This is a genomic window from Sphingopyxis indica, from assembly GCF_900188185.1.
Lineage (GTDB): Bacteria > Pseudomonadota > Alphaproteobacteria > Sphingomonadales > Sphingomonadaceae > Sphingopyxis > Sphingopyxis indica.
This window is the reverse complement of sequence record NZ_FZPA01000006.1, coordinates 128,795-152,529: the sequence shown is the minus strand read 5'-3', so window position 1 is coordinate 152,529 and position 23,735 is coordinate 128,795. Positions and strand designations below refer to the sequence as shown.

27 protein-coding genes and 1 tRNA gene are annotated in these 23,735 nt (G+C 67.3%); 15 read left to right on the top strand and 13 right to left on the bottom strand.

What is annotated here, in order from left to right; translation table 11 throughout:
- Positions 1 to 42 precede the first annotated feature (42 nt).
- Positions 43 to 116, top strand: a tRNA-Gly gene (locus CHB69_RS10120).
- A 34-nt stretch (positions 117 to 150) separates the two neighbouring features.
- Here CHB69_RS10120 and pheT read toward each other — a convergent pair.
- From pheT to hisN, 7 genes are all read right to left on the bottom strand, one after another.
- Complete coding sequence (gene pheT, locus CHB69_RS10115; protein ID WP_089215872.1) at positions 151 to 2,535, bottom strand: phenylalanine--tRNA ligase subunit beta; 2,385 nt, start codon at positions 2,533 to 2,535, stop codon at positions 151 to 153.
- The gene (gene pheS / locus CHB69_RS10110) at positions 2,532 to 3,626 is read right to left on the bottom strand and encodes a phenylalanine--tRNA ligase subunit alpha (protein WP_089215952.1); all 1,095 of its coding nucleotides are present in this window, start codon (positions 3,624 to 3,626) and stop codon (positions 2,532 to 2,534) included. Before pheS ends, pheT begins: the two co-directional genes overlap by 4 nt.
- Positions 3,627 to 3,777: 151 nt before the next feature.
- Positions 3,778 to 4,674, bottom strand: coding sequence for a helix-turn-helix domain-containing protein (locus CHB69_RS10105; RefSeq protein ID WP_245836691.1), 897 nt, complete (start codon positions 4,672 to 4,674; stop codon positions 3,778 to 3,780).
- Between the two features lie 348 nt (positions 4,675 to 5,022).
- On the bottom strand, positions 5,023 to 5,403 hold the full coding sequence (gene rplT, locus CHB69_RS10100) for a 50S ribosomal protein L20 (RefSeq protein ID WP_089215870.1): 381 nt from the start codon (positions 5,401 to 5,403) through the stop codon (positions 5,023 to 5,025).
- Between the two features lie 12 nt (positions 5,404 to 5,415).
- Positions 5,416 to 5,619 (bottom strand): 50S ribosomal protein L35, encoded by a 204-nt coding sequence (gene rpmI / locus CHB69_RS10095; RefSeq protein WP_089215951.1) that lies wholly within the window; start codon positions 5,617 to 5,619, stop codon positions 5,416 to 5,418.
- 364 nt (positions 5,620 to 5,983) lie between these two features.
- A complete protein-coding gene (locus tag CHB69_RS10090; RefSeq protein WP_089215869.1) occupies positions 5,984 to 6,334 on the bottom strand; it encodes a GFA family protein in 351 nt (116 codons plus the stop codon).
- 17 nt (positions 6,335 to 6,351) lie between these two features.
- Positions 6,352 to 7,134 (bottom strand): histidinol-phosphatase, encoded by a 783-nt coding sequence (hisN, locus tag CHB69_RS10085; RefSeq protein ID WP_089215868.1) that lies wholly within the window; start codon positions 7,132 to 7,134, stop codon positions 6,352 to 6,354.
- A 397-nt stretch (positions 7,135 to 7,531) separates the two neighbouring features.
- Here hisN and CHB69_RS10080 point away from each other — a divergent pair, with 397 nt between their 5' ends.
- Entirely contained in the window at positions 7,532 to 8,074 is a 543-nt protein-coding gene (locus tag CHB69_RS10080) for a TetR/AcrR family transcriptional regulator (protein ID WP_089215867.1), read from the top strand.
- A gap of 270 nt (positions 8,075 to 8,344) precedes the next feature.
- Here CHB69_RS10080 and CHB69_RS10075 read toward each other — a convergent pair whose 3' ends face one another.
- Positions 8,345 to 9,280, bottom strand: coding sequence for a ribose-phosphate pyrophosphokinase (locus tag CHB69_RS10075; RefSeq protein ID WP_089215950.1), 936 nt, complete (start codon positions 9,278 to 9,280; stop codon positions 8,345 to 8,347).
- A gap of 134 nt (positions 9,281 to 9,414) precedes the next feature.
- On the opposite strand from CHB69_RS10075, the gene CHB69_RS10070 reads away from it, so the two are divergent.
- The 4 genes from CHB69_RS10070 to rpmG all read left to right on the top strand — a co-directional run bounded on the left by CHB69_RS10070 (position 9,415) and on the right by rpmG (position 13,879).
- Positions 9,415 to 11,088, top strand: coding sequence for an NAD+ synthase (locus CHB69_RS10070; protein ID WP_089215866.1), 1,674 nt, complete (start codon positions 9,415 to 9,417; stop codon positions 11,086 to 11,088).
- Positions 11,089 to 11,145: 57 nt separating this feature from the next.
- Positions 11,146 to 12,456 (top strand): glutamate--tRNA ligase, encoded by a 1,311-nt coding sequence (gltX, locus tag CHB69_RS10065; protein WP_089215865.1) that lies wholly within the window; start codon positions 11,146 to 11,148, stop codon positions 12,454 to 12,456.
- A 317-nt stretch (positions 12,457 to 12,773) separates the two neighbouring features.
- Complete coding sequence (locus CHB69_RS10060) at positions 12,774 to 13,490, top strand: energy transducer TonB (protein WP_089215864.1); 717 nt, start codon at positions 12,774 to 12,776, stop codon at positions 13,488 to 13,490.
- Positions 13,491 to 13,711: 221 nt separating this feature from the next.
- Positions 13,712 to 13,879, top strand: coding sequence for a 50S ribosomal protein L33 (gene rpmG, locus CHB69_RS10055; RefSeq protein WP_003042331.1), 168 nt, complete (start codon positions 13,712 to 13,714; stop codon positions 13,877 to 13,879).
- A gap of 110 nt (positions 13,880 to 13,989) precedes the next feature.
- On the opposite strand, the gene CHB69_RS10050 is transcribed toward rpmG, so the two are convergent.
- Positions 13,990 to 14,475, bottom strand: coding sequence for an Lrp/AsnC family transcriptional regulator (locus tag CHB69_RS10050; RefSeq protein ID WP_089215949.1), 486 nt, complete (start codon positions 14,473 to 14,475; stop codon positions 13,990 to 13,992).
- Between the two features lie 135 nt (positions 14,476 to 14,610).
- Between CHB69_RS10050 and CHB69_RS20105 the strand changes: the two genes are divergently transcribed.
- On the top strand, positions 14,611 to 14,748 hold the full coding sequence (locus CHB69_RS20105; protein ID WP_170935508.1) for a hypothetical protein: 138 nt from the start codon (positions 14,611 to 14,613) through the stop codon (positions 14,746 to 14,748).
- A 566-nt stretch (positions 14,749 to 15,314) separates the two neighbouring features.
- Complete coding sequence (locus CHB69_RS10040) at positions 15,315 to 15,506, top strand: hypothetical protein (RefSeq protein ID WP_141133960.1); 192 nt, start codon at positions 15,315 to 15,317, stop codon at positions 15,504 to 15,506.
- Between the two features lie 6 nt (positions 15,507 to 15,512).
- Here the strand turns inward: CHB69_RS10040 and CHB69_RS10035 are convergent, their stop codons facing one another.
- A complete protein-coding gene (locus tag CHB69_RS10035; RefSeq protein ID WP_089215861.1) occupies positions 15,513 to 16,475 on the bottom strand; it encodes a patatin-like phospholipase family protein in 963 nt (320 codons plus the stop codon).
- A 133-nt stretch (positions 16,476 to 16,608) separates the two neighbouring features.
- On the opposite strand from CHB69_RS10035, the gene CHB69_RS10030 reads away from it, so the two are divergent.
- Positions 16,609 to 17,886, top strand: coding sequence for an SDR family oxidoreductase (locus CHB69_RS10030; RefSeq protein WP_089215860.1), 1,278 nt, complete (start codon positions 16,609 to 16,611; stop codon positions 17,884 to 17,886).
- The gene (locus CHB69_RS10025; protein ID WP_089215859.1) at positions 17,883 to 18,359 is read left to right on the top strand and encodes a DUF2269 family protein; all 477 of its coding nucleotides are present in this window, start codon (positions 17,883 to 17,885) and stop codon (positions 18,357 to 18,359) included. Before CHB69_RS10030 ends, CHB69_RS10025 begins: the two co-directional genes overlap by 4 nt.
- A 19-nt stretch (positions 18,360 to 18,378) precedes the next feature.
- Here the strand turns inward: CHB69_RS10025 and CHB69_RS10020 are convergent, their stop codons facing one another.
- On the bottom strand, positions 18,379 to 18,741 hold the full coding sequence (locus CHB69_RS10020; RefSeq protein WP_089215858.1) for a response regulator: 363 nt from the start codon (positions 18,739 to 18,741) through the stop codon (positions 18,379 to 18,381).
- A gap of 89 nt (positions 18,742 to 18,830) precedes the next feature.
- Here CHB69_RS10020 and CHB69_RS10015 point away from each other — a divergent pair, with 89 nt between their 5' ends.
- From CHB69_RS10015 to CHB69_RS10000, 4 genes are read left to right on the top strand one after another with little or no spacing between them, the layout of a single operon-like run.
- Positions 18,831 to 19,100 carry a DUF3572 family protein gene (locus tag CHB69_RS10015; RefSeq protein ID WP_089215857.1) on the top strand — a complete coding sequence of 90 codons (270 nt, stop codon included), beginning with the start codon at positions 18,831 to 18,833 and terminating at the stop codon, positions 19,098 to 19,100.
- Complete coding sequence (locus CHB69_RS10010; RefSeq protein WP_089215856.1) at positions 19,097 to 19,738, top strand: hypothetical protein; 642 nt, start codon at positions 19,097 to 19,099, stop codon at positions 19,736 to 19,738. The genes CHB69_RS10015 and CHB69_RS10010 overlap by 4 nt, the downstream gene beginning before the upstream one ends.
- A gap of 9 nt (positions 19,739 to 19,747) precedes the next feature.
- Positions 19,748 to 20,212 carry a RidA family protein gene (locus tag CHB69_RS10005; protein WP_089215855.1) on the top strand — a complete coding sequence of 155 codons (465 nt, stop codon included), beginning with the start codon at positions 19,748 to 19,750 and terminating at the stop codon, positions 20,210 to 20,212.
- A 7-nt stretch (positions 20,213 to 20,219) separates the two neighbouring features.
- The gene (locus CHB69_RS10000) at positions 20,220 to 21,374 is read left to right on the top strand and encodes a GNAT family N-acetyltransferase (protein ID WP_089215854.1); all 1,155 of its coding nucleotides are present in this window, start codon (positions 20,220 to 20,222) and stop codon (positions 21,372 to 21,374) included.
- 149 nt (positions 21,375 to 21,523) lie between these two features.
- On the opposite strand, the gene CHB69_RS09995 is transcribed toward CHB69_RS10000, so the two are convergent.
- Both CHB69_RS09995 and panC read right to left on the bottom strand, forming a co-directional pair.
- Positions 21,524 to 21,838 (bottom strand): sel1 repeat family protein, encoded by a 315-nt coding sequence (locus CHB69_RS09995; RefSeq protein WP_089215853.1) that lies wholly within the window; start codon positions 21,836 to 21,838, stop codon positions 21,524 to 21,526.
- A 159-nt stretch (positions 21,839 to 21,997) separates the two neighbouring features.
- Positions 21,998 to 22,837, bottom strand: coding sequence for a pantoate--beta-alanine ligase (gene panC / locus CHB69_RS09990; RefSeq protein WP_089215852.1), 840 nt, complete (start codon positions 22,835 to 22,837; stop codon positions 21,998 to 22,000).
- An 83-nt stretch (positions 22,838 to 22,920) separates the two neighbouring features.
- Between panC and CHB69_RS09985 the strand changes: the two genes are divergently transcribed.
- Positions 22,921 to 23,730, top strand: a complete 810-nt coding sequence (locus CHB69_RS09985; RefSeq protein ID WP_089215948.1) for a division plane positioning ATPase MipZ — start codon at positions 22,921 to 22,923, stop codon at positions 23,728 to 23,730.
- Positions 23,731 to 23,735 lie beyond the last annotated feature (5 nt).

Below are 23,735 nucleotides of genomic sequence, written 5' to 3'. Positions count from 1 at the left end.
ATTCGCGTCGTCCGGAGGAAACCCATGGGTTTCCAACGGTGTGCGGGTGTAGCTCAATGGCAGAGCAGAAGCTTCCCAAGCTTACGACGAGGGTTCGATTCCCTTCACCCGCTCCACCCATTTCCGACCATCGCGGGTCAGCTGCGCGGCTTATCCGCGCAGCGTTGCGCCCAGCTTCGCCGCCGCGGCGACCACCTTGTCAGCGATCACCTTCAATTCAGCGTCGGTGAAGCTCTTATCCTGAGGTTGCAGCTCGACCTCGACCGCGAGGCTGACCTGCCCTTCGGGCACGCCCTGGCCGGCGAAGCGGTCGAACAGGCGGGCATCGACGATCGCGGCCTTGTCGGCACCGCGGATCGCGCGGACGAGGTCGGCGGCGGCGAGCGTTTCGGGCGCGAGGAAGGCGAAGTCGCGGCGCACCGATTGCAGCGCGGGCGGCGCATAGGCCGCGCGTGCGGGTCCGCTCGCGCGCTTCGCCGGGATCGCGTCCATGAAGATCTGCACCGCCATCACCGGCCCGTCGACGTCGAAGTGGCGCGTCAGCACGGGGTGAAGCGCGCCGAATTCGGCGAGCACCGCCTTCGGCCCGAGGCGCAGCGTCGCCGACTGGCCGGGGTGCCAGATCGCGCCCTCGCTCACCGCCTCCATCACCTGCAGCCGGTCGGTCGGCGCGCCCGCGGCATCGAGCAGCGCGAGCGCCGCCGCCTTCGCGTCGAACGCGTCGAACGGTGCGGCTTTGCCCGCTTGCCAACTGCGCGCGCGCTTGTCGCCCGCCATCAACAGCGCCAGCGTCGGATGCTCGGCGTCGGCGAGATAGCGGCGGCCGATCTCGAACAGGCGGATGCTCTCCGCGCCGCGATTCTGGTTGCGCGCGGCGGCCGAGAGCAGGCCGGGGAGCAGCGAGGGGCGCATGACCTTCAGATCCTCGCTGATCGGGTTGGCAAGGCTCCACGCGCCGCCGCCGAAGGGCGCGGCTTCGCGCTCCGACACGAAGCTCCACGTCACCGCCTCGTGATAGCCCGCCGCCGCGGCGGCGCGGCGCAGGCGGCGTTCGAGCAGCTGGCCGGGCGTGGCGGTCGGCCGCGCGACGCCATCTGCACGCGGCAGCGGAGTCGAGGGGATCGCGTCGAAGCCGTGGATGCGCGTGACTTCCTCGACCACGTCGGCGGGGCCGTCCATATCGCGGCGCCAGCTCGGCACGGCGACCTGCCACGGCGCGCCTTCGGTCACGCCGAAGCCCAGGGCTTCGAGGATTTCGCGCTGGCGCGCGGCGGGAATCGCGATGCCGCCCAGGGTTTCGGCGAGCGCCGGATCATAGGCGATCGTCCGCGCTTCGACCGGCAGCGTGCCCGCGCGCGTGACCGCCGACGGGGTGCCGCCGCAGATGGCGAGGATATGGCCGGTGACGATCGCGGTCGCATCGTCCAGGAAGGCGGGATCGACCCCGCGCTCGAAGCGGCTGCGTGCATCGCTCGTCAGGCCGAGCGCCTGGCCGGTGAGCGCGATGCGTTCGGGGGCGAAGTATGCGATCTCGATCAGGATGTCGGTCGTCGCCTCGCCGCACCCACTATGCTCGCCGCCCATGATGCCCGCGATGTCGTGGACGCCCGCGTCGTCGGCGATCACCGTCATCCTGTCGCTGAGCACATAATCCTTGCCATTGAGCGCGGTGACGGTTTCGCCGTCCTTCGCGCGCCGCGCCGCAAGCGCGCCGGTCAGCTTGGCGCGGTCGTAGATGTGGCTCGGGCGGCCGAGGTCGAACATCACATAATTGCTGATATCGACGAGCGCCGAGATCGAGCGCTGGCCGATCGCTTCGAGCCGGCGGCGCATCCAGTCGGGCGCGGGGCCGTTGGTGACGCCGCTGATCGTGCGGCCGTAAAAGGCGGGGCAACCTTCGGGGTCGTGCGTCGCGATTTCGGTCGCGGGGGCGCCCGCCCCCTCGATCACCGGGACGTCGAGCAGCTTCAGCGTACCGAGCCCGGCGGCGGCAAGGTCGCGCGCCAGACCACGCACCCCCATGCAATCCTGCCGGTTCGGGGTGATCGAAATGTCGATCACCGGGTCGTTCGCCCCGGCGTAGTCGGCGAAGGGGGTGCCGACGGGCGCGTCGGCGGGCAGTTCGATGATGCCGTCATGCTCGTCGCCGAGCTCGAGCTCGCGCACCGAGCACATCATGCCGTTCGATTCGACGCCGCGCACCGCAGCGACCTTCAGCGCCATGCCGTTCGCGGGCACGACCGCGCCGGGAAGCCCGAGCACGCCGACGAGCCCCGCGCGCGCATTGGGGGCGCCGCAGACGATGGTGAGCGGGGGGCCGCCGTCGCCGGCATCGACGGTCAGCACCTGCAGCTTGTCGGCCTGCGGATGCTTCTCGGCGGTCAGCACTTTCGCGACGCGGAAGCCCGCGAATCTTTCGGCGGGATTTTCGACGCCTTCGACCTCGTGGCCGATGCGGTTCAATGTGGCGACGACATCGTCGACGGTGAAAGTGCCGTCGAGATGATCGCGAAGCCAGTCGAGGGTGATCTTCATGCCGAAATCCCCCCGCTCAGCGTGGGCACCGACAGCGCGCCGAAGCCATAATGGGCGAGCCAGCGCAGGTCGCCGTCGAAAAAGGCGCGAAGGTCGTCCATGCCATATTTGAGCATCGCGAGCCGGTCGACGCCGACCCCGAAGGCGAAACCCTGCCATTCATCGGGATCGAGCCCGCAATTGGCGATCACGCGCGGGTGGACCATGCCGCTGCCGAGCAGCTCCATCCACGCATGGCCCGCATCGTCGCCGTCCCCGCCGACGATGCGGCGGCCCTTTTCCTGGGCATAGCCGACATCGACCTCGGCCGAGGGTTCGGTGAAGGGGAAATAGGAGGGACGCAGGCGGAGCACGATGTCGTCGCGCTCGAAATAGGCCTTGAGGAAGGTTTCGAGCGTGTATTTGAGATGCCCCAGATGGATACCGCGGTCGATGACCAGCCCTTCGATCTGGTGGAACATCGGTGTGTGCGTCGCGTCGCTGTCGCTGCGATAGACGCGCCCCGGTGCGATGATGCGGATCGGCGGCGCCTCGCGCATCATCGTGCGGATCTGCACCGGCGAGGTGTGCGTGCGCAGCAGCATCGACCGGCCCTCGGCGTCGGTGTCGGGGAAGTAGAATGTGTCGTGCATCGCACGCGCCGGATGCGTCTCGGGAATGTTGAGCGCGGTGAAATTGTGCCAGTCGTCCTCGATCTCCGGCCCCGTCGCGACCGCGAAACCCATGTCGGCGAAGATTTCGGCGAGTTCGTCCATGACCTGACTGACCGGATGGACGCTACCCTGCGGCGCGGCTTCGGCCGGCAGCGTCATGTCGAGCCGTTCGGCGGCGAGCTTCGCGTCGAGCGCGGCGGCTTCGAGCGCCGCCTTGCGCGCGGCGATCGCTTCGGTCACGGCCTCGCGCAGCGCATGAATCTGCGGCCCCTTCGCCTGCCGCTCGTCGGGGGTCATGCCGCCGAGGGTCTTGAGCAGGGCGGACACGCTGCCCGTCTTGCCGAGCGCGGCGACGCGCAACGCCTCGAGTGCGCCCAAGTCGGCGGCGGCGGCGATCTCGCTCACGAGCTGGGCCTGCATGGCCTGATAGTCACTCATCGTCATTCGTCCTGCGGCGGCGGATCGCCGGGAAGGCGCCGCCGCTGTCTGTTCGTGTCGCTTGTCGGGCTGCCGGCAGCGGAAAACCCGCCTTTGCCCCGCCGCCGCTTGCACCGAAGCGGCGGCATGGGTCAACCCATATGAGTCGCCGCTAGGCTCCGGGCTTGTGCAACCCCTGCACCGCCTCGCCCGCCGCGGCGGCGCGGGCGCGCGCGGCGGCGGCGAGGATCGGCTTCGGCAGCGCGGCATAGGCGCGCGGGCTCATCCCCATGAAGCGATGGAAGTCGTGGGTGAATTGCGACTGGTCGTAATAGCGATGGTCGAGCGCATCGACCCATGCCATCGACGGGTCGAGAATGAAGCGCGCGAGGCTGCGCAGGAAGCGCTGCCGGCGGAGGAGCAGCTTGGGCGCAAAGCCGAAGGCGCGATGGCACAGCCGCTCGACCGAGCGCACCGAAAGGTCGAGCGCCGCGGCGAGCTCGGCGACGCTGACCCATTCGTCGTCGACGAGCGCGCGATAGGCGGCGAGGACCGCGCCGTCATCCTCGGGTGCCTCGTACAGCAGCGCGGCAAAATGCTTGTCGATAAGGCGCGCCGCCGCCGCGAAATCGTCGATGCCGGCAAGCGCGTCCGCGAGCGGTGCGATCGCCGCGAAGGCGGGATGGCGGCGGCCGTCGCAGAAGCGGTCGGCGAGCTCCTCGGCCGGCACCGCGAAAAGCCGCGCCCAGCCCATCGGCAGGATTCCGATGCCCCACGCGCGCATCGCCCCTGCGGCGAAGCGCGTCGCATGGCTCGTCGGTCCGGCGACGACGAAGGGGGGAACGGGCACCGGCACCGCGTCGCCGATCGCCGCCAGCGGCGCTTCGCCGTCGATGAAGCGCAGGTTCGCCCACTCGGGATGCAGATGGTCCTCGACCCGCACACCGGGCGGCGCATCGACCTCGAGGCTGTAGATGGTGCTGGCATAGGGGCGGAGCGCCGCGGACACTGGAAAGAAGCGCGTGACGACGCGCGCCTGCCCACCCTGTTGGTCGCCCTCATTGCCCACGGCGTTGGTCCTTGAACAAGGAGCATAGCCCGGAACGGCACAATGTTCCAACAAATTGCCCGGAGAACGTGTCGGTTTCCTACAATTTCCATACCCGCGGCGGCGATATAGATCGACGTCCGGCACACGCGCGTGCCGGTTCCACCGGACTCCCGCCGGACCGTCGGCTTTTTGCGACCCAGGGCTCGTCGGAACGGAGGGAGGGGGGCGGTACGTCCTTCGGATCATCCCCGGGACGGCGTGGGGGAACTCGCTTCCGCGCCGTCCTTCTGTCTGCGCGTCGCGCGCGGACACGAAAAAGGGCGGCCCCGCGGGGGCCGCCCTCTTACTGTGTCGATGCGCGAAGCGTCAGGCGGCCTTGGGCCCTTCGACGTCGCTCAGGACCTTCTTTGCCTGCTCGATGATCGAGGCGAACACCGCGCCTTCGTTCATCGCGAGATCGGCCATGACCTTGCGGTCGAGTTCGATCCCGGCAAGCTTCACGCCGTGCATGAACTGCGAATAGGTCAGGCCTTCGGCGCGGACCGCGGCGTTGATGCGCTGAATCCACAGGGCGCGGAAATTCCGCTTTTTGACCTTGCGGTCGCGATAGGCGTACTGGCCGGCCTTTTCGACGGCCTGGCGCGCGATGCGGATCGTGTTCTTGCGACGGCCGTAATAGCCCTTCGCCTGTTCGAGAATCCGGTTGTGCTTGGCGCGCGTGGTCGTGCCGCGTTTGATACGGGACATGCTTGGCGCTCCTTACTTCAGGCCATAGGGCGCCCAGAGGCGCACATGGGCTGCGTCCGAATCGCTGAGCACGCTGGTGCCGCGATTGGTACGGATATATTTGGCGTTGTGCGAAATCAGGCGGTGGCGCTTGCCGGCGACGCCGTGCTTCACCTTGCCCGAGGCGGTGAATTTGAAGCGCTTCTTTACACCGCTCTTGGTCTTGAGCTTGGGCATTTCGGTCTCCTTTGAAGTCCGCTTTGGTATCGGCATGGCAGCCCTTTCAGCCAGCCGACACAATCGGAAGGCGCGCGCTTAGGGGGATTCGCCCGGAAATGCAAGCATTGCCGCATATGGGGTGCTTCGTCCCTCCGTTCGGCTTTGAGCGCGGGCAGCGGCGATATTTGTTTCGCGCAAAGACGCAAAGGCACGAAGAAGGTCGCGTCAGCCTTTGCGGGCGTTTGTCGCCGCAGGCGATCAAAAAATGGGCGCTTCGCGCAGTTTGGCAGGCAACGAGGCCGTTGTCCGCCGACCTCTTCGTGTCTTTGCGTCTTTGCGCGAAACCCATTTTCGCCCGACTCCGGCTGCGCGGAGTCCCCTCTTAAAAACTCGCGCCGTCGACCTTCTGGATATTCAGCGCGTCGAGATCGGCCTCGGGCACGCAGCGCAGGTTGACCGCCGCCATCTTCGATCCATCGGGGCCGGTGCCGACGGCAAAGCCCTGACAGCCGCAGTCGGTGCAGAATTGATGGTCGATATTATGCTTGTGGAACTGGTATGATTTGAGCTTGCCGGCGCCGCTTTTCAGGCGGAACCGGTCGATCGGCACGAAGCTGAGCAGAAAGCCCTTGCGGCGGCAGTGCGAGCAGTTGCAGCTCATCGCCTCGCCCGGAATATCGCCCTCGACTTCATAGGTCACCGCGCCGCAGTGGCAGCTTCCTTCATAGGCCATGTCCGTTCCTCTCCATCTCAATGGTGGCAAGCGAGTCCTTCGATAACGTCCTCGAGCCGCGCGGGGTCGCCGAGCGCGATGACATGACCGCTGCTGTCGGCGTTCAGCGGGTCGCCGTTCCAGTCGCACATCATCCCGCCCGCGCCGTCGACGACGGGAACCAGCGCGGCATAATCGTGGAGCTTCAGCCCTGCCTCGACCACTAGGTCGACATGCCCGCTGGCGAGCAGGCCATAATTATAGCAATCGCCGCCAAAGACCATGCGCTTGTGCGAGGTCTTTGCCGCGAGCGCCATGAAATGCTCGCCGTCGTGATCGCTGAAATATTGCGGGCCGGTGGTCGCGAGCGTCGCGTCGGCGAGGTCGCGGCAGCTGCGCGTCGCGGCGGGGCGGCCGTTGAAGAGCGTCGGTTCGCCTGTCGCGCCGACCCAGCGCTCGCCGCTGACCGGCTGGTCGATGATGCCGAGCACGGGCCAGCCGTCCTGGAGCAGCGCGATCAGCGTGCCGAAGATCGGGCGGCCGGCCATGAAGCTGACAGTGCCGTCGATCGGATCGAGCACCCATTGCCGCGCGGCGCCCGCGCGCTCGGCGCCATATTCCTCGCCGATGATGCCGTCGCGCGGCGCCTCGGCATCGAGCAGCCGGCGCATCGCGGCTTCGGCGGCGCGGTCGGCCTCGGTCACCGGCGAGGCGTCGGCCTTGGCTTCGTGCGCATAGGCGGTGCGGAACAGCGGGCGGATGGCAGCCCCCGCGGCATCGGCGAGGCGATTGGCGAGCGCGAGATCGGATTCGAGCGACATGGGTGTGGGCTAGCGCAAGGCGCGCGCTCTCGCCAGTGCGTCCAGGAGAGGCTGGCGGAAAATGCGCGAGGATGGAGCGCGCGCGCGCGGGGAATCAGGGGAAAGAAAACGGCGAGCGGACGTTGTGGAATATTTGCCTCACGCAAAGGCGCAAAGGCGCGAAGAAGTTGCGCGAGCCGCGAAGCGGCTTTCTCATTGGAACGTCGCGTCGAAAAGTGGACCTGAAAAATGAAAACGGACCTTGCGGTCCGTATCCTTCTTCTTCGCGCCTTTGCGCCTTTGCGTGAGATAAATCTTTCCCAAGCGCCCGCCGCAAGGAGCGGGTCGGCGGACCGGGCAAGCGCAGTGGCGAGATATATGAATTTTACAATTTCAGTATAGATTGTAAAATTCGTCCGTGACCGACGCCTTTGCCCTCGATCCAATCGTCGCGACTTTTGCGCGCTATGGGGTGCGGCGGACGTCGATGAACGATCTTGCGCGGGCGCTCGGCGTGTCGCGGCAGTCGCTCTACAATCGCTTCGGATCGAAGGGCGCGCTCGCCGATTGGGCGGTGCAGGCGTTGATCGACCGCTCGCTCGCCGAAGCCCTCGCCAACATCGAGCAGCCGGCGAAGACGCTGCCCGCACGGATCGTCGATGCGCTCGATGCGTGGGTCGGACGGCATCGCGCGGCGCTGCATGCGTCGCCGCACGGCGCCGAGATCGTTGCGGCAATGCAGCCCGACCCGTCCGAGGCGGTGCGCGCCGCCGAACGGCGGCTCGTCGCGGCGATGGCCGAGGCGATCCGGCTCAGCGGCCCCGGATCGGCGGTGCCGCGCGCGGGCAGCATCGCGCAGGCCCTATGCTGGACGGCGCGCGGGCTCGTCCATGCGGTGCCCGACCACGACGCCTTTCGCCGCCAGATGGATCATATCGCGGGCGCGCTGGTGGCGCGGTGATGGCTTCAAGAGGCGTCGCGTCCTCGCCGAAATCCAGACCCTCGAATGACCTAGAGTGCGTTCGATTTTGATAGAATCAAAACCGGCACTCTAGATTCTTGTTTTACCGTGATTTCCGAGCCGTGAAATGTTCCATTTCACTCGAAATCACTCTAGCCGCGTGCTCCCGCGAAGGCGGGAGCCGATCTTCAAACGGCTCGATCGCGAACCGGCCGGAGATGGGTCCCCGCCTTCGCGGGGACGCACAAACAGGATCAGCTCTGCCCGTGCTCAGTCGAACAGCGACGAGACGCTCGTTTCGTCGGCGATGCGCTTGATCGCTTCGCCGAGCAGCGGCGCGACGGTGAGCGCGCGCACCTTGGCGCTGTCGTTGACCGCGTCGGTCGGCTGAATCGAATCGGTGATGACGAGTTCGGTGAGCTCGCTCGCCTCGACGCGTGCGACCGCGCCGCCCGACAGGACGCCGTGGGTGCAGTATGCGACGACGCCTTCGGCGCCCGCCGCCTTGAGCGCCGCGGCGGCGTTGCACAGCGTGCCCGCCGAATCGACGATATCGTCGATCAGGATGCAGAAGCGGCCCGCGACGTCGCCGATGATGTTCATCACCTCCGATTCGCCGGCACGCTCGCGGCGCTTGTCGACGATCGCGAGCGGGGCGTTGTCGAGCCGCTTGGCGAGCGCGCGCGCGCGCACCACGCCGCCGACGTCGGGCGAGACGACCATCAGATTCTTGCCGCCGAAGCGCGCCTGAATATCGGCGCTCATCACCGGCGCGGCATAGAGATTGTCGGTCGGGATGTCGAAAAAGCCCTGGATCTGCCCGGCGTGCAGGTCGATCGCGAGGACGCGGTCGGCGCCCGCGGTGGTGACGAGATTGGCGACGAGCTTGGCCGAGATCGGCGTGCGCGGACCGGGCTTGCGGTCCTGCCGGGCATAGCCGAAATAGGGGATCACCGCGGTGATGCGCTTGGCCGAGGCGCGGCGCAGCGCGTCGACGATGATGAGCAGCTCCATCAGATTGTCGTTCGCGGGAAAGTTGGTCGGCTGGACGACGAACACGTCCTGACCGCGCACATTCTCGTGAATCTCGACGAATACTTCCTCGTCGGCGAAGCGGCGCACGCTGGTATCGGCGAGCGGCAGCTCGAGATAGTCCGCGACCGCGCGGGCGAGCGGAAGATTGCTGTTGCCGGAAATGAGTTTCATGCGCTGCCCCTTGACGCCGTTGGGGATGGATGCGCGCCCCTTAGCCAGCGGGCGCGGATAGGGGAAGGGCGAAGTTGCCCCGAACGGCGCGCGCGCCATTGCCGCGCTGCGCGGCGCGGCATAAAGGCGGGGGCATGACCAACGCTCCCGCCACGCTCACCATCGTCCTGTCGCAGATGACGCAGGCGGTCGGCGACCTTGCCGCCAACGCCGCGGCGATGCGCGCGGTGCGCGCGCGGCACGGGCAGGCCGATCTGATCCTCTATCCCGAGCTGCAACTGATCGGCTATCCGCCCGAGGATCTGGTGCTCAAGCCCGCGCTCGCGACGCGCGCCGCGGCGATGCTCGCCGAACTCGCCGCCGATACCGCCGACGGCGGCCCGGCGATGCTCGTCGGCTCGGTCGAGCGCGACCCCGAGGGGAAGCTCTACAATATCGTCGCGCTGCTCGACCGCGGCCAGGTCGTCGCGGTGCGGCGCAAGCACGAGCTGCCCAATTACGGAACTTTCGACGAGAAGCGCGTCTTCGCACCCGGCCCCTTGCCCGACATCGTCGAATGGCGCGGGGTGAAGCTCGGCCTGCCGATCTGCGAGGACGGCTGGCTGCCGGCGGTGTGCCGCCATCTCGCGGGGCAGGGCGCCGAGCTGCTGATCTCGGTCAACGGCAGCCCCTATGAGATCGACAAGGACGACCGGCGGCTCTCGCAGGTGTTCGGGATGCGGGTTGCCGAGAACCGGCTGCCGCTTGCTTTCCTCAACCGCGTCGGCGGGCAGGACGAACTGGTGTTCGACGGCTGCTCCTTTGTGCTGGGTGCCGATGGCGCGACCATGCACCGGCTGGTCGATTGGGAGGAGGAAGAGCGCGTCACGCACTGGACCAGGGGCGCCGACGGCCGCTGGAGCTGCGCGCCGGGTGCGATCGCCGAATGGGACGCGCACCCCGCCGACATCTATCATGCGATGGTCGTGGCGCTGCGCGACTATGTGGAGCGTAACGGCTTTCCCGGCGTCGTGCTCGGCCTGTCGGGGGGGATCGATTCGGCGATCTGCGCCGCGATCGCCGCCGATGCGCTCGGACCCGACAAGGTCTGGTGCGTGATGCTGCCCAGCCGCTTCACGAGCCGCGAAAGCCTCGACGATGCGAAGGGCTGCGCCGAGATGATCGGGTGCCGGCTCGACACCATCCCGATCGTCCCCGCGGTCGAGGCGTTCGACACGATGCTGTCGGACAGTTTCGCCGACAAGGACGTCGACATCACCGAGGAGAATATCCAGTCGCGCATCCGCGGCGTCACCTTGATGGCGCTCAGCAACAAATTCGGCCCGATGCTGCTGACGACGGGCAACAAGAGCGAGATGAGCGTCGGCTATGCCACCATCTATGGCGACATGGCGGGCGGCTATAATCCGCTGAAGGACGCGTACAAGACGACGGTGTTCGCGATCGCCAAGTGGCGCAACGCGCACGCGCCGCGCCTGTCGCGCAACCCGGTGTTCCCGGTGATGCCCGGCCGAATCATCACCAAGCCGCCGAGCGCCGAGCTGCGCCCCGACCAGAAGGATGAAGACAGCCTGCCGCCCTACGAAGACCTCGACCGCATGCTCCATATGCTCGTCGAGGAGGAAGCGAGCGTCGACGATGTGGCCCAGCGCTACGGCTTCGACCGCGACGCCGTTGCGCGGATCGAGCGGCTGCTCGCGATCGCCGAATATAAGCGCCGCCAGGCGCCGCCGGGGGTCAAGCTGTCGACGCGCAACTTCGGCCGCGACCGGCGCTATCCGATCACGCACGGGTTCCGGACGGGGTGATCCGCCCTATGTTCGCGCCACGCTCGCATCGCGCGCGAATCGGGCTATAGGCGCGCCATGACCGTCACCACCCGCTTCGCCCCGTCGCCGACCGGCCATCTCCACGTCGGCAATGTCCGCACCGCGCTTCACAACTGGCTGTGGGCACGCAAACATGGCGGGCGCTTTCTGCTGCGCATCGACGACACCGACCTCGAGCGATCGAAGGAGGAATATGTCGCGGCGATCCGTGCCGACCTCGCGTGGCTGGGGTTCGACATCGACGGCGAGGAGCGGCAGTCGGCGCGCTTTGCGCTTTACGAGGCCGAGTTCGAAAAATTGAAGGCGGCGGGGCGCGTCTATGCCTGTTACGAAACGCCCGAGGAGCTGGAGATCCGGCGCAAGATCCTGCTCTCGCGCGGCCTCCCGCCGGTCTATGAGCGCAGGCCCGAGGGCGCGCCGGTGCCCGATGGCGTGGCGCCGCACTGGCGCTTCCGGCTCGACCATGAGGCGCCGATCGAGTGGACCGACCTGATCCGCGGCGCCCAGCATTTCGAGCCGAAGACGCTGTCCGACCCCGTCGTGCGGCGCGCCGATGGCAGCTGGCTCTATCTGCTGCCGAGCGTGATCGACGATATCGCGATGGGCATTTCGCATGTCGTGCGCGGCGAGGATCATGTGTCGAACACCGCGGCGCAGATCCAGATGTTCGAGGCGCTCGGCGCGGCGCCGCCCGCCTTCGCGCACGAGGCGCTGCTCGTCGGAACCGAAGGCAAGCTGTCGAAGCGGCTGGGCTCGCTCGGCATGGCCGATCTGCGCGAGGCCGGCATCGAGCCGGTCGCGCTCGCGGCGCTGCTCGCGCGGCTCGGGACGAGCGATCCGGTCGAGCCGGTGACGAGCCTCGCGCCGCTGATCGCGGGGATCGACTTTGCGCGCTTCGGCCGCGCGCCCGCGCGCTTCGACGAAGCCGAGCTCGCGCTGCTCAACCAGAAGATACTGCATCACACCGACTATGCGGCGGTCGCGCCGCGCCTGCCTGCGGCGATCGGCGAGGCGCGCTGGCTGGCGATTCGCCCGAACCTGATGACCGTCGCCGAGGCGGCCGAGTGGGTCCCGGTGTTCGACGGGCCGTTCGCGCCGCCGCCGCCCGAGGCCGCCGACCTGCCGGTGCTCGACGCGGCGGCCGCTGTAGCGCCGGCGATCGACTGGGACGCCGACCCCTGGCACGCGCTCACCGACGCGGTGAAGGCGGCGACGGGGGCGAAGGGCCGCGCGCTCTTCCTGCCGCTGCGCCGCGCGCTCACCGCGCGCGACCATGGCCCCGACATGCGCCAATTGCTGCCGCTGATCGCCAAGGACGAGGCGCTGGCGCGGCTTTCGGCGCGCTGATCCATTCCGGATGAATCGCTTGCGCAGGCTCGTGTGTTCCCGCCCTTCGACTGCCTTGCAGGCGCTCAGGATAAACTTCAGCCAAAGGCTGAAGGCGGGGACCCATCGCCGACCGGTGCAGGATCGCGCGATCGGGAGATGGGCTCCCGCCTTCGCGGGAGCACTCGGGCTTGAGAGCGCTTCCGCTCGCGCCGCACTTTGCCGACTTCTCCGATTGACAATCGGCGTCACGTTATATTATCTCATAACCCGACCTGGCCGATAGCCGCGGTCAAGATGCGGCGGGGTTCGGGTCGTCACCGGCAAGGAGAGATGCCATGACGCTGAAACCCCTGATTTCCGCTCTTGCCGCCACGCCCGAGCGCGCGCCGGCGTCCGCGGGCACCCGCTATGGCTATGATCCCGGTGTGCGGCACCGGCCCGTCGCGGCGGCGATTGCGATCGGACTGCCCGCGGCGCTCGTCGTCGCGGTCGCGCTGTCGCCGATGGTCGTCGAAGAAGCACCGCATACGATACCGCTCGTCGGAACGCTGATCGAGTTGCCAAAAACGCCGCCACCCGAGCCGGACCCTCAACCCGACGTAAAAGCGCAGCCCAGGACCGATACGGCTGCCGACACTCCCGACACAGTATTCAAGCTGCCTTCCGACAACAGCAACAGCGTCGCCGACGGGCCGGTCATCCTCGATCCGCCGCCGCTGCCACCCGGCCCCGCTGTCGAACTCGATCCGCCGGCGCCGCCGAAGCTGGTCACCGCCCAGATCGACCCGCGCTACGCCGGGCAGTTCCAGCCCGACTATCCGCTGCGCCAGCAACGCGCCGGGGTCGAGGGCAGCGTCGTCGTGCGCGTGCTGATCGGCACCGACGGGCGGGTGAAGGCGGTCGAGCTGGTCCGCGCCGACGACCCCGCCTTTTTCGAGGCGACGAAGAAGCGCGCGCTTGCCAAATGGCGCTTCAAGCCCGCGACGCGCGGCGGGGTCGCCGTCGAAAGCTGGCGCGAGATGACGGTGAGCTTCGTGATCCGCGACGTCTGACGCCGCGGCGGGCGGGGCGTGCGCACCGCCTCGCCCGGACGCGCCGCCGCGCGGCTTTCGCTTGACAGAAGCGGCGAATCCCGCCAAGGGCGCCCGGATAAATGGGGGCGGCGCCCGGCGCGCGGCCCTCTTCGTTTTTCACACCAACCGCCGGGGCCGCAAAGCCCCGCCGCATCGGTCGGGCGCCCGGCGGATGTGCCAGATAATCCAAGGATAGGGCCATGGCCAAGCCGACGACCGTCAAGATCAAGCTGGTGAGCACCGCCGATACGGGCTTTTTCTATGTCACCAAGAAGAATCCGCGCACGATGACCGAGAAGATGTCGGTGCGCAAATATGACCCGCGCGCGCGCAAGCACGTCGAGTTCAAGGAAGCCAAGATCAAGTGACGCATTTTCCCGCGCGCCGAGCGCGCGCGGTTTGAAAATGCGTCATCCCGGCGAAAGCCGGGGTTCAGAGGGCGGCCGTTTGCGCCGCCCTTTTTCGTGCGCGCCGCGCCTTAGCGATCGCGCAGCGGCCGCCGTGTCGTGTCGTCCTCGACGATCGTGCGGATGGTGATCAATGTCGTGAAGGAATGCACGCCCTTGTCTTCGCCGAGCACGCGCCGGGTGAAGACGTCATATTCCTCCATGCTGCCGACCTGAATCTTGAGGAGGAAATCGTCGTCGCCGGTGACGTCCCATGCACCGGTGACCTCCGGGTGGCGCGCGATTTCCCTGGCAAAACCGTCCATCGTCTGCGGTCCCGCCTGCTGCATCCGCACGAGCACATGCATGGTGAGCGCCGAGCCCGTCAGCGCCGGATTGATCACCGCAATATCGGCGACGATCACCTTTTCCTCGCGCAACCGCCGCAGCCGGCGCAGCACCGCCGAAACCGACAGGCCTACCTTGTCCGCCAATATCCGGGCGGGCGCCAGATTATCCTGCCGCACCAGGTCGAGCAGCCGGCGGTCGAATCGATCGAGGGTGACGTTTTTTCGCATATTTTTCCTCATAGCGCGGAATTTGGTCGATGTGACTATCAATTTTCGCGCCAGTGGCCGCGGGTATCGCCCTAATGATGTGCCAGCCGCGCCGTCCGGCCCCCTCCCTGCACCGACGGCCCAAGGAGATCAGACATGACCCGCGATACTCGCCGCGCCGGCTGGCTTGCCAGACTCTGGATGATATTGATGGACGCTTCGCAAGCGGCGGTGGCCATCCACTACGGAGCCCCGTGGCGCGCGGACATTCCGCCGCCGCGCGAAGCGGGCTAGGACGTGAACCCATAAATTGGCCGTTCGAGGCTTGAAGCGATTTTGTCCAGTGCGAGGAGGCAAGGCGCCGGAATATGTCGATATTTCAAGGCTTGCCGACGAAGCAATGGACAAAATCGGTCAAATCCCGAAGGGACGCCGAAATGGCTTCGATCTCGCCTCCGCGCGGTCTTGCGGGTAGAACCACTACCCGCTGCGCCCGCCCGAAGGCGATATCTTCGCCATTTCGACGCCTCGAACGGCCAATTTATGGGTTCACGTCCTAGGGTGGATTGAGCCGTTCGGGACGAGCCGGCGCCGCTTTCCCCGCGATTCCTCCGGACAATTTTCAAGGGCGGCCGCGCGCCGCCCTTTTTCCTGCACCGGATCGCCCGGCCGGCGTTGCCGGGGGTTCAGCTTGCCCGAGCTAGGTTGCGCAAGAACGCGTCCGTGCACGATTGTTTCAATCCTGCACAGGCTGCGGCAAATTGCCGCAAATCGGCACAGACTGAAGCGGCTTTTTTGGGCAGTTTTCGGCTTTGGCGGCAGCCAGGGGAAAGCATCCCAAAGAGATGGATACGGGTCGAGTGATTTGGATCAAGGCGGAAGAGGCACCGGAGGATTGGCGCGATGGACGCCATTTGCTCGGCTGGCACCCCGACGCATTGTTTCCGGGGCCGCTGATCGTCAGCTGGAGCGATATTTTCCGGCGCTGGATCACCGAGGATCGCGTCGACGTGCCCGTGTCGCACGTTGCGCAGGTGGATGCTCCCGACTGAGCAGGATCAGCTGAGCAAGGGTTCGAGCGCGTCCCATTCGCGCTCGACCGCGCGGCGGCCGGCGTCGATCGCGGTGCGGATCTTGGCCGGATCGAAATCGAGCGTGTCCGAATATTCCGCCTCGGGCTCGATGATGCGGATCGGCGCGAAGCGGTAGCGCGCGATCTGGACGTCGATCGGGCGGAGGATGCGCGCCGCCTGCGCGCCGCCGATGCCCTCGGCCTGCAGCGCGCGCAGCTGCGCCTCGCGCGCCGCGATCAGATCGTTGACGAGCGCCGCGCCGGCGAGGTCGTTCGCCGACACTTCCGACTGGAGAATGTCGACCGCGCGCAGCCCGATGTCGATCAGATTGCCGAAGGTCCGTACCGGACCGGGCTGCGGCGCGGGTGAGGCGCGCACCGCGATGACGCCGCGCGGATTGAGCTGCAGCGCCGCGCTCAGCGGCGTCACGTCGCGCACCCCGCCGTCGACCCATTGTTCCTCCGTCCCGTCGCCGGCGCGCGTCTTGAGCGGGTCGAAAAACAGCGGCATCGCGCAGCTCGCATAGACCCAATTGTGGATGCCGGGGACGCTTTCGTCGATGGTGCGAAAGACGCCGGTGCCCAGATTGACGACACCGAGCAGCAGCTTGCGTCCGCTGGCGCGCAGCCGCGCATCGTCGGCAAAGCCCTTGAGCAAGCGCCGCAAGGGCGCGGCGTCATAGATCGCATCCTCACCCAGAAAGCCGCCGACGACGCCCAATGGCCGTTCCTTGTAGATCGACGCATTGCCCCTGATCCCGAGCCACGCGTCGAGCAGCCCCGGCACATCGTCCTGCGCCACCCCCAGCGCCTGGATCGCGCCGGTCGACACCCCCGCGACGATGTCGATCGCGACCCCGCGATTGACGACGAGTTCGTGGACGACGCCGACCTGAAACGCGCCCTTGGCGCCGCCGCCGCTCAGCACGATTGCCAGACCGCCCGCCATGCCGCTCTCCTTTGGACGGCGTTATACAGCGAGGACTGCGCAATCCCAAGACAAGGGCGGTCGTTTGCGTTGATACAATGGGGGCTGACCTGTGACCCTCTGCCCGCTAACGCGGGGTCCGAAGGGGACGAATATGCGGGTCATGCTGCTCGGCGCGGGAGGATTTATCGGGCGCCATATCCTGTCGGCCTTGGCGGCGGGACATGAGGTCGTGGCAGTCGTCCGGTCTTCCAGCGGACTCGAGCGGCTGTTTCCCGATGTGCGTTTCGTGACCGTCGATCTCGCGCAGGCGACCGACGAGGCTGCGTGGCGCGATCGGTTGGCCGGCGTGGCGTGCATCGTGAACGCAGCGGGGCTTTTGCGTGGGCCGTACATGGAGGCGGTCCACATCGCGATGCCGCGCGCGCTCTATGCCGCGGCGCGCGCTGCCGGGGTCCGGCAAGCCATATTGATGTCGGCGATCAGCGCGCGCCCGGACGTGCCGACCGACTATGCAAGGACGAAGTTGGCGGGTGAGGCGGTGTTGCGCGAATCGGGCCTCGACTGGACGATCCTGCGCCCTTCGCTTGTCTATGGCGACGGCAGCTACGGCGGCACGTCGCTGCTTCGCGGCATGGCGGGGTTCCCATTCGCCATCCCCCTTCCGGGCGCGGGCGATCAGGCCTTCACGCCGATCCACGTCGAGGATCTCGCGCGCGACGTCGTCCGCCTCTGCGGCGACGCGGCTTTCGCTGGGCGCGCGCTCGAACCCGTCGGTCCTGCGACGATCGACCTGCGCTGGCTGTTGCAGTGCTATCGTGCATGGCTGGGCTTTGGGGAGGCGCGCTTCGTTTCGGTGCCGATGCCTATTATGCGCGCACTCGGCCGGATCGGCGATTTCACTGGGGATGGCCCGGTATCGAGCAACAGTCTTTCGCAACTCGTCGCGGGCAATGCGGGCGACAGCGCCGCCTACGCCGAGGCCATCGGAACGAAACCGAGGCGTCTGGAGGACGCCTTGCGAGCACATCCCGCCGACGTACAGGATCGCTGGCATGCGCGGCTCTTCTTCCTCGCACCGGCGACCCGCGCCGCGCTGATATTCTTGTGGCTTGCCTCGGCGTGGCTCGGTTTGGTTTATGGTGAGACGGCGACGCGCGAGGTCGTGAAGGGCCTTGGCCTTTCGCCGGCGCTAGACGACCCGTTGCGAATCGGCGCCAGCCTGGCCGACGTAGGGATCGCGACGTTGCTGTTGTCCGGCCGCAGCATTCGGCTCGCTACGATCATCCAGATCGCTGCCATTCTTGGCTATTCGATCGTGATCGGTCTGGCGCTCCCGCGCCTCTGGCTCGACCCGCTGGGGCCGCTTCTCAAGAATTTGCCGATCTTGCTGCTCGTTGCGGTGTACGGCGTGATCGGGGAGAAGAAATGATCGACCCCTATCTGTTGATGAAAACGCTTCATATCGTCGGCAGCACCGTGCTGTTCGGCTTCGGCGCAGGGACCGCATGGTATTTCTGGTCCGCGCATCTGACGCGCGATGCCGCAACGATCGCCAGCGTCGGGCGCATGGTGGTGCGTGCCGACTGGATATTCACCGGGACGAGCGGGATCGTCCAGCCGGCGAGCGGCCTCTGGCTCGTCTTTCATGCCGGCTATTCGCCCACCGAGTCATGGCTTGCTGCGACCTATGCCCTGTACCTGCTTGCGTTCGCTTGCTGGGTGCCGGTCGTGGGGCTTCAAATTCGCGCGACACGTCTTGCCGCTGCCGCCGCGCAAATGGGAACCCCGCTTGGCACTGATTATGCCCGGACGATGCGGTTATGGTTCCTGCTCGGCTGGCCGGCCTTTCTGGGGCTGCTCGGAGTCTTTTGGTTGATGGTCGCCAAGCCGGCGCTGTGGTGACGCGGGCAACGCCCTCGCCTCAAGCAAACGCGCCGACGCTCTCAATGAATTTGATCACCGAGATCGGCTTCGACACATAGGCTTCGGCGCCGGCGGCGCGGATCTGTTCTTCGTCGCCCTTGCCGGCATAGGCGGTGACCGCCATGATCGGGACGGGGCGTAATGCCGCGTCGGCCTTCATCTGGCCGATCAGCTCTAGCCCGCTGACATATGGCAGCTGAATGTCCATGATGATCAGATCGGGCGACACCTCGCGCGCCCTGGCGAGGGCGTCGCGGCCGTCGCGCACCGGATGCGCGCTGTAACCGTGAGCGTTCAGCAGGTCGCAAAAGAGGCGGAGGTTGAGTTCATTGTCCTCAACGACCAAAATGGTCTTGCCCATGCTTCACGCTTTCCCCGCTTGCGTCCCACACCGGTTTAGGCGAATCGGTCCCGCGACACAATTGCCTCGCGCAGAAGGAGTTTTTCGACGTGCATGACGGCGATGAAGCGGTGGCGCTCCACGCGCTGGGCTGGATACTGGCCGACGAGCCGCGCGCCGAGCGGCTGCTCGGGATGACCGGCCTGACCCCCGAGGGGCTGCGCGCCGCGCTGGACGAGCGCGCGACGCTCGCCGCGGTGCTCGGCTTTCTTGCCGCGCACGAGCCCGACCTTGTCGCCTGTGCCGGGGCGCTCGATATGAAGCCCGAAGCGCTCGCCGCCGCCGCCGGCCGGCTCGAAGGACAGGAAGGACCGCCATGACCCGCCCGCTCGTCATCACCGATTGCGACGAGGTGCTGATGCACATGGTCGTGCCCTTCGCCCGGTGGGTCGACGAAGCGCATGGCGTGCTGTTCCGCATGGAGGATGCGAGCTTTGCAGGCGCGCTCAAGCGCAAGGAATGCGGGACGCCGCTCGAAGCCGCCGAGGTCTGGCCCTTGCTCGACGGCTTTTTCCGCACCGAGATGGAGCGGCAATATCCGATAAGGGGCGCGATGGCAGCGATGGCGGCGATCGGCGCCGCGGCCGACATCGTCGTGCTCACCAATGTCGGTCCCGACCATCAGGCGGCGCGCGCGGCGCAGCTCGCCGCGCTCGGCCTCGCCGCGCCGGTGATCGGCAGCCGCGGCGGCAAGGGCGAACCGGTGCGGCGGCTGCTCGACGAGCGGCGGCCGAGCGTCGCGGTGTTCATCGACGACCTTGCCGGCCATCATCATTCGGTCGCGCTCGAAGCGCCCGACGTGTGGCGCCTGCACATGGTCGGCGAACCCGCGATCGCGGGCAAGATCGCCCCGGCGCCGTATGCGCACGCGCGGATCGACGACTGGGCCGAAGCGGCGGACTGGATCCTCGCGCGGCTCGACGAAAATATCCCGGCCCCCCGGCCCCAACTGGTATAAGGACGCATCATGGACATCCCCGCCAAGCTCGCCGAACTCGGCCTCGACCTTCCCAGGCCTGCCGCGCCGGTCGCCGCCTATGTACCCGTCGTCGAACAGGGCGGGCTCCTGCACATCAGCGGCCAATTGCCCTTTCGCGGCGGCGACGTGGTCACCGGCCGCCTCGGGCTCGATATGGACGAGGCGTCGGGTTACGACGCCGCGCGCCGCTGCGCGCTGATGCTCGTCGCGCAGATCGGCAAGGCGGTGGACGGTGACTGGTCGCGCGTCGAAAAGATCGTCAAGCTCGGCGTATTCGTGAACAGCGATCCCGGCTTCACCGCGCAGCCCAAGGTCGCGAACGGCGCGTCCGAGCTGATGGAGCAAGTGTTCGGCGAGGCGGGACGCCATGCGCGCAGCGCGGTCGGCGTCGCGGTCCTGCCGCTCGGCGCCGCGGTCGAGGTCGACGCCATCGTTGCGGTGAAACCCGCCTAAGAAGCCCATGGCCGAGGCCGACCCGCCCGCGCGCACCCTCTCGCTCGGCAGCGGCGTCGCCGCGGTCGATGCCGCGGCGTGGGACGCGCTCGCGGGCGGCGCCAATCCCTTCGTGAGCCATGATTTCCTGACGCTGCTCGAAGAATCGGGCAGCGTCGGGCCGGGCACCGGCTGGCAGGCAGCGCCGCTGCTCGTCGAGGACGAAGCCGGCGCGCTCGTCGCGGCGGCGCCCGCCTATCTGAAGGCGCACAGCCAGGGCGAATATGTCTTCGACCACGCCTGGGCCGATGCATGGGAGCGCGCGGGGGGCCGCTATTATCCGAAGCTGCAGATCGCGGCGCCCTTCACCCCGGTGCCGGGGCCGCGGCTGCTGGCGAAGGGCGCGGAAGATGCGGCGCTGCTGATCCGCGCCGCCGAAGCGGTGGTGCGGCAGAACAATCTCTCCTCGGCGCACGCGACCTTCGTCGCGCCCGAACAGATGCCGCTGTTCGAGGGCGCCGGCTGGCTGGTGCGGCGCGATATCCAGTTCCATTTCGCCAACAGGGGCTATGCGAGCTTCGACGATTTTCTCGCGACGCTGACCTCGGCGAAGCGCAAGCAGCTGCGCAAGGAACGTGCGCGTGCGGTCGAAGGACTGCGGATCGAGGAGGTGACCGGCAGCGCGATTACGTCCGCGCATTGGGACGCGATGTGGGCCTTTTACCAGGACACCGGCGCGCGCAAATGGGGGCAGCCGTACCTGACGCGCGCGGCGTTCGACCTGATGGGCGCGCGCATGGCCGATCGCATCATCCTCGTCCTCGCGTGGGACGGCGCGCGGCCGGTGGCGGGGGCGATGCACTTCCTGGGTGCCGATACGCTCTACGGCCGCTATTGGGGGTGCCTCGCCGACATTCCCTATCTGCATTTCGAGCTTTGCTATTACCGCGCGGTCGACATTGCGATCGAACGCGGGCTGGCGCGTGTCGAGGCGGGGGCGCAGGGCGGGCACAAGCTCGCGCGCGGCTATGGGCCGGTCGCGACCTGGTCGGCGCATTTCATCGCCGACCCGGGCTTCCGGCGTGCGGTCGCGGAATTCCTCGAACGCGAGCGGATGGCCGAAGAGGCCGAAATGGACTGGCTCGAAGGGCAGATGCCGTTTCGGCGGGCGGATCAGGAATGAAATTTCACGCGAAGACGCGAAGAGGTCGCGTTTGCCGCGAAGCGGCTTTCTCTTTCAACCGCTGCGGCCAGCTGCATCGTTTGTGAAGAAATGGGCCTGTCGGCCCGAGCCGTCTTCTTCGCGTCTTCGCGTCTTCGCGTGAACCAAAATCAGGCCGCGAAGCGCCGGGCGGCCGGGCGGCGGGCCGTTTCGTCGAGCCAAGCGCGCGCCTGGCGCTGCGCTTCGGCGATTTCGTCGCGGCTCATTTCGCCCGACACGTCGGCGCGGCATTGCTGGCCTTCGAGGCTGCCGCCGAGCGCGGCGAGATTGAACCATTTATGGGCCTGTATGAGGTCGACATCGACCCCGCCGGTGCCGGTCGAAAAGGCTATGCCGAGATCGAAATAGGCACCCGCGTCGCCCCGCGCCGCGTCGAGCAGGCGGCTCTCGATCAGAAACCGGGCGGACTTCAGACTATTGGCCATGATAACCCCCTTTGCCTCCCCCCACAGGAGACCTCGGGGTTCAACAAAGCGGCTTATGGTCAACAAAGCGTTAACCGTGCGGCGATTTTTCGGGGATAAGCGGGGAAGGGCGCGGAAATCGGCAATTAGCGTCGCCCCCGCCTCCGCGGGGGCGATGATTCATCCCACCGGCCAATTGTCGATCAGCCGCGTGTTGCCGATCCTCGCGGCGGCGAGCAGGCGGGCCGGAGCGCGAAATTCGGTGAGCCGTTCGAGGCTGTCCGCATCGGCGAGCGCGACATAATCGACATGCTCGAAGCCGCCCGCATGGATCGCGGTCGCGGCTTCGGTCAGGCTCGTCTCGACGTCGGCGCCGGCGGCGATCGCCGCCGCGGCGGCCTTGAGCGCGTTCGGAAAGGCGACCGCCGCCGCGCGTTCGTCCTTCGACAGATAGGCGTTGCGCGACGACAGCGCGAGCCCGTCGGAATCGCGCGCGATCGGCGCCCCCAATATGTCGAGCCCGAAGTCGAGGTCGCGCGCCATGCGGCGGATGATCGCGAGTTGCTGCCAGTCCTTTTCGCCAAAGATCGCCATGTCGGGATGGACCTGGTTGAACAGCTTGGCGACGACGGTTGCGACGCCGTCGAAATGGCCGGGACGCGCGGCGCCGCAATAGTCGGCGCCGAGCTCGGCGACCTCGATATGCGTGCTGTGGCCGCCCGGATACATGACGTCCACATCGGGTGCCCAGAGCAGCGACACCTTCTCCTGCGCCAGCAGCGCGGCGTCGCGCGCCTCGTCGCGCGGATAGGCGGCATAATCCTCGTTCGGGCCGAATTGCGTCGGGTTGACGAAGATCGACACGACGACATGGTCGGCGACCCGCCGCCCCATGCGCACGAGCGAGAGATGGCCTTCGTGGAGCGCCCCCATCGTCGGGACCAGCGCGACGCTCTTGCCGCCCTGCTTCAGCGCCGCAACGGCGCGACGAAGCGTGGCGATATCACGGATGATTTGCACCGCCGTTCAGCCTCCGATATTGGCGGCGCAAACGCCACCTCATGCGGCCGCCATGCCGCGCCGACAGGAAAATCGCAACGGTCATGACGAATCCCGCGCCGCACCGCATCATATTCGCCAATGAAAAGGGTGGTACGGGCAAATCGACCTGCGCCGTGCATTTCGCGGTCGCGCTCGCGAGCCAGGGCTGGCGCGTCGCGGGACTCGACCTCGATCCGCGCCAGCGCACCTTTCACCGCTATCTCGAAAATCGCGAGAATACGGCAAAGCGGCGCGACATCGCGCTGCCGACGCCGCGGTTCGAAGTGTTCGCCGGTTCGACGATCGAGGAACTCGACGATCAGGTCGCGCGGCTGTCGGACGGCGCCGACTATTTCATCGCCGACACGCCGGGCCGCGACGATGTGTTCGCGCGCCATCTGGCGACGAGCGCCGATACGCTGGTGACGCCGATCAACGACAGCTTCATCGACTTCGACCTGATCGGCCAGGTCGATCCCGAAAGCTTTCAGGTCACGCGCCCGAGCTTTTATTCCGAACTGATCTGGGATGCGCGCAAGGCGCGCGCGAAGAATGACGGGCGGACGATCGACTGGATCATCCTGCGCAACCGCCTGCAGCACGTCGATGCGCACAATATGCGCCGCGTCGGCGAGGCGCTGACCCAATTGTCGCGCCGCGTCGGCTTTCGCGTGATCCCGGGGCTCGGCGAGCGCGTCATCTATCGCGAGCTGTTCCCGGCCGGTCTCACCCTGCTCGACAAGGCGCATCTCGGCGGCATGGGGATGGGACATGTCGTCGCGCGGCAGGAACTTCGCGAAGCGATGGGGGGCCTCAATCTTCCCGCGCGCGAGCGTTTCCACCCCGACGGCGATCTTTTCGCCATGGCCTGACCATC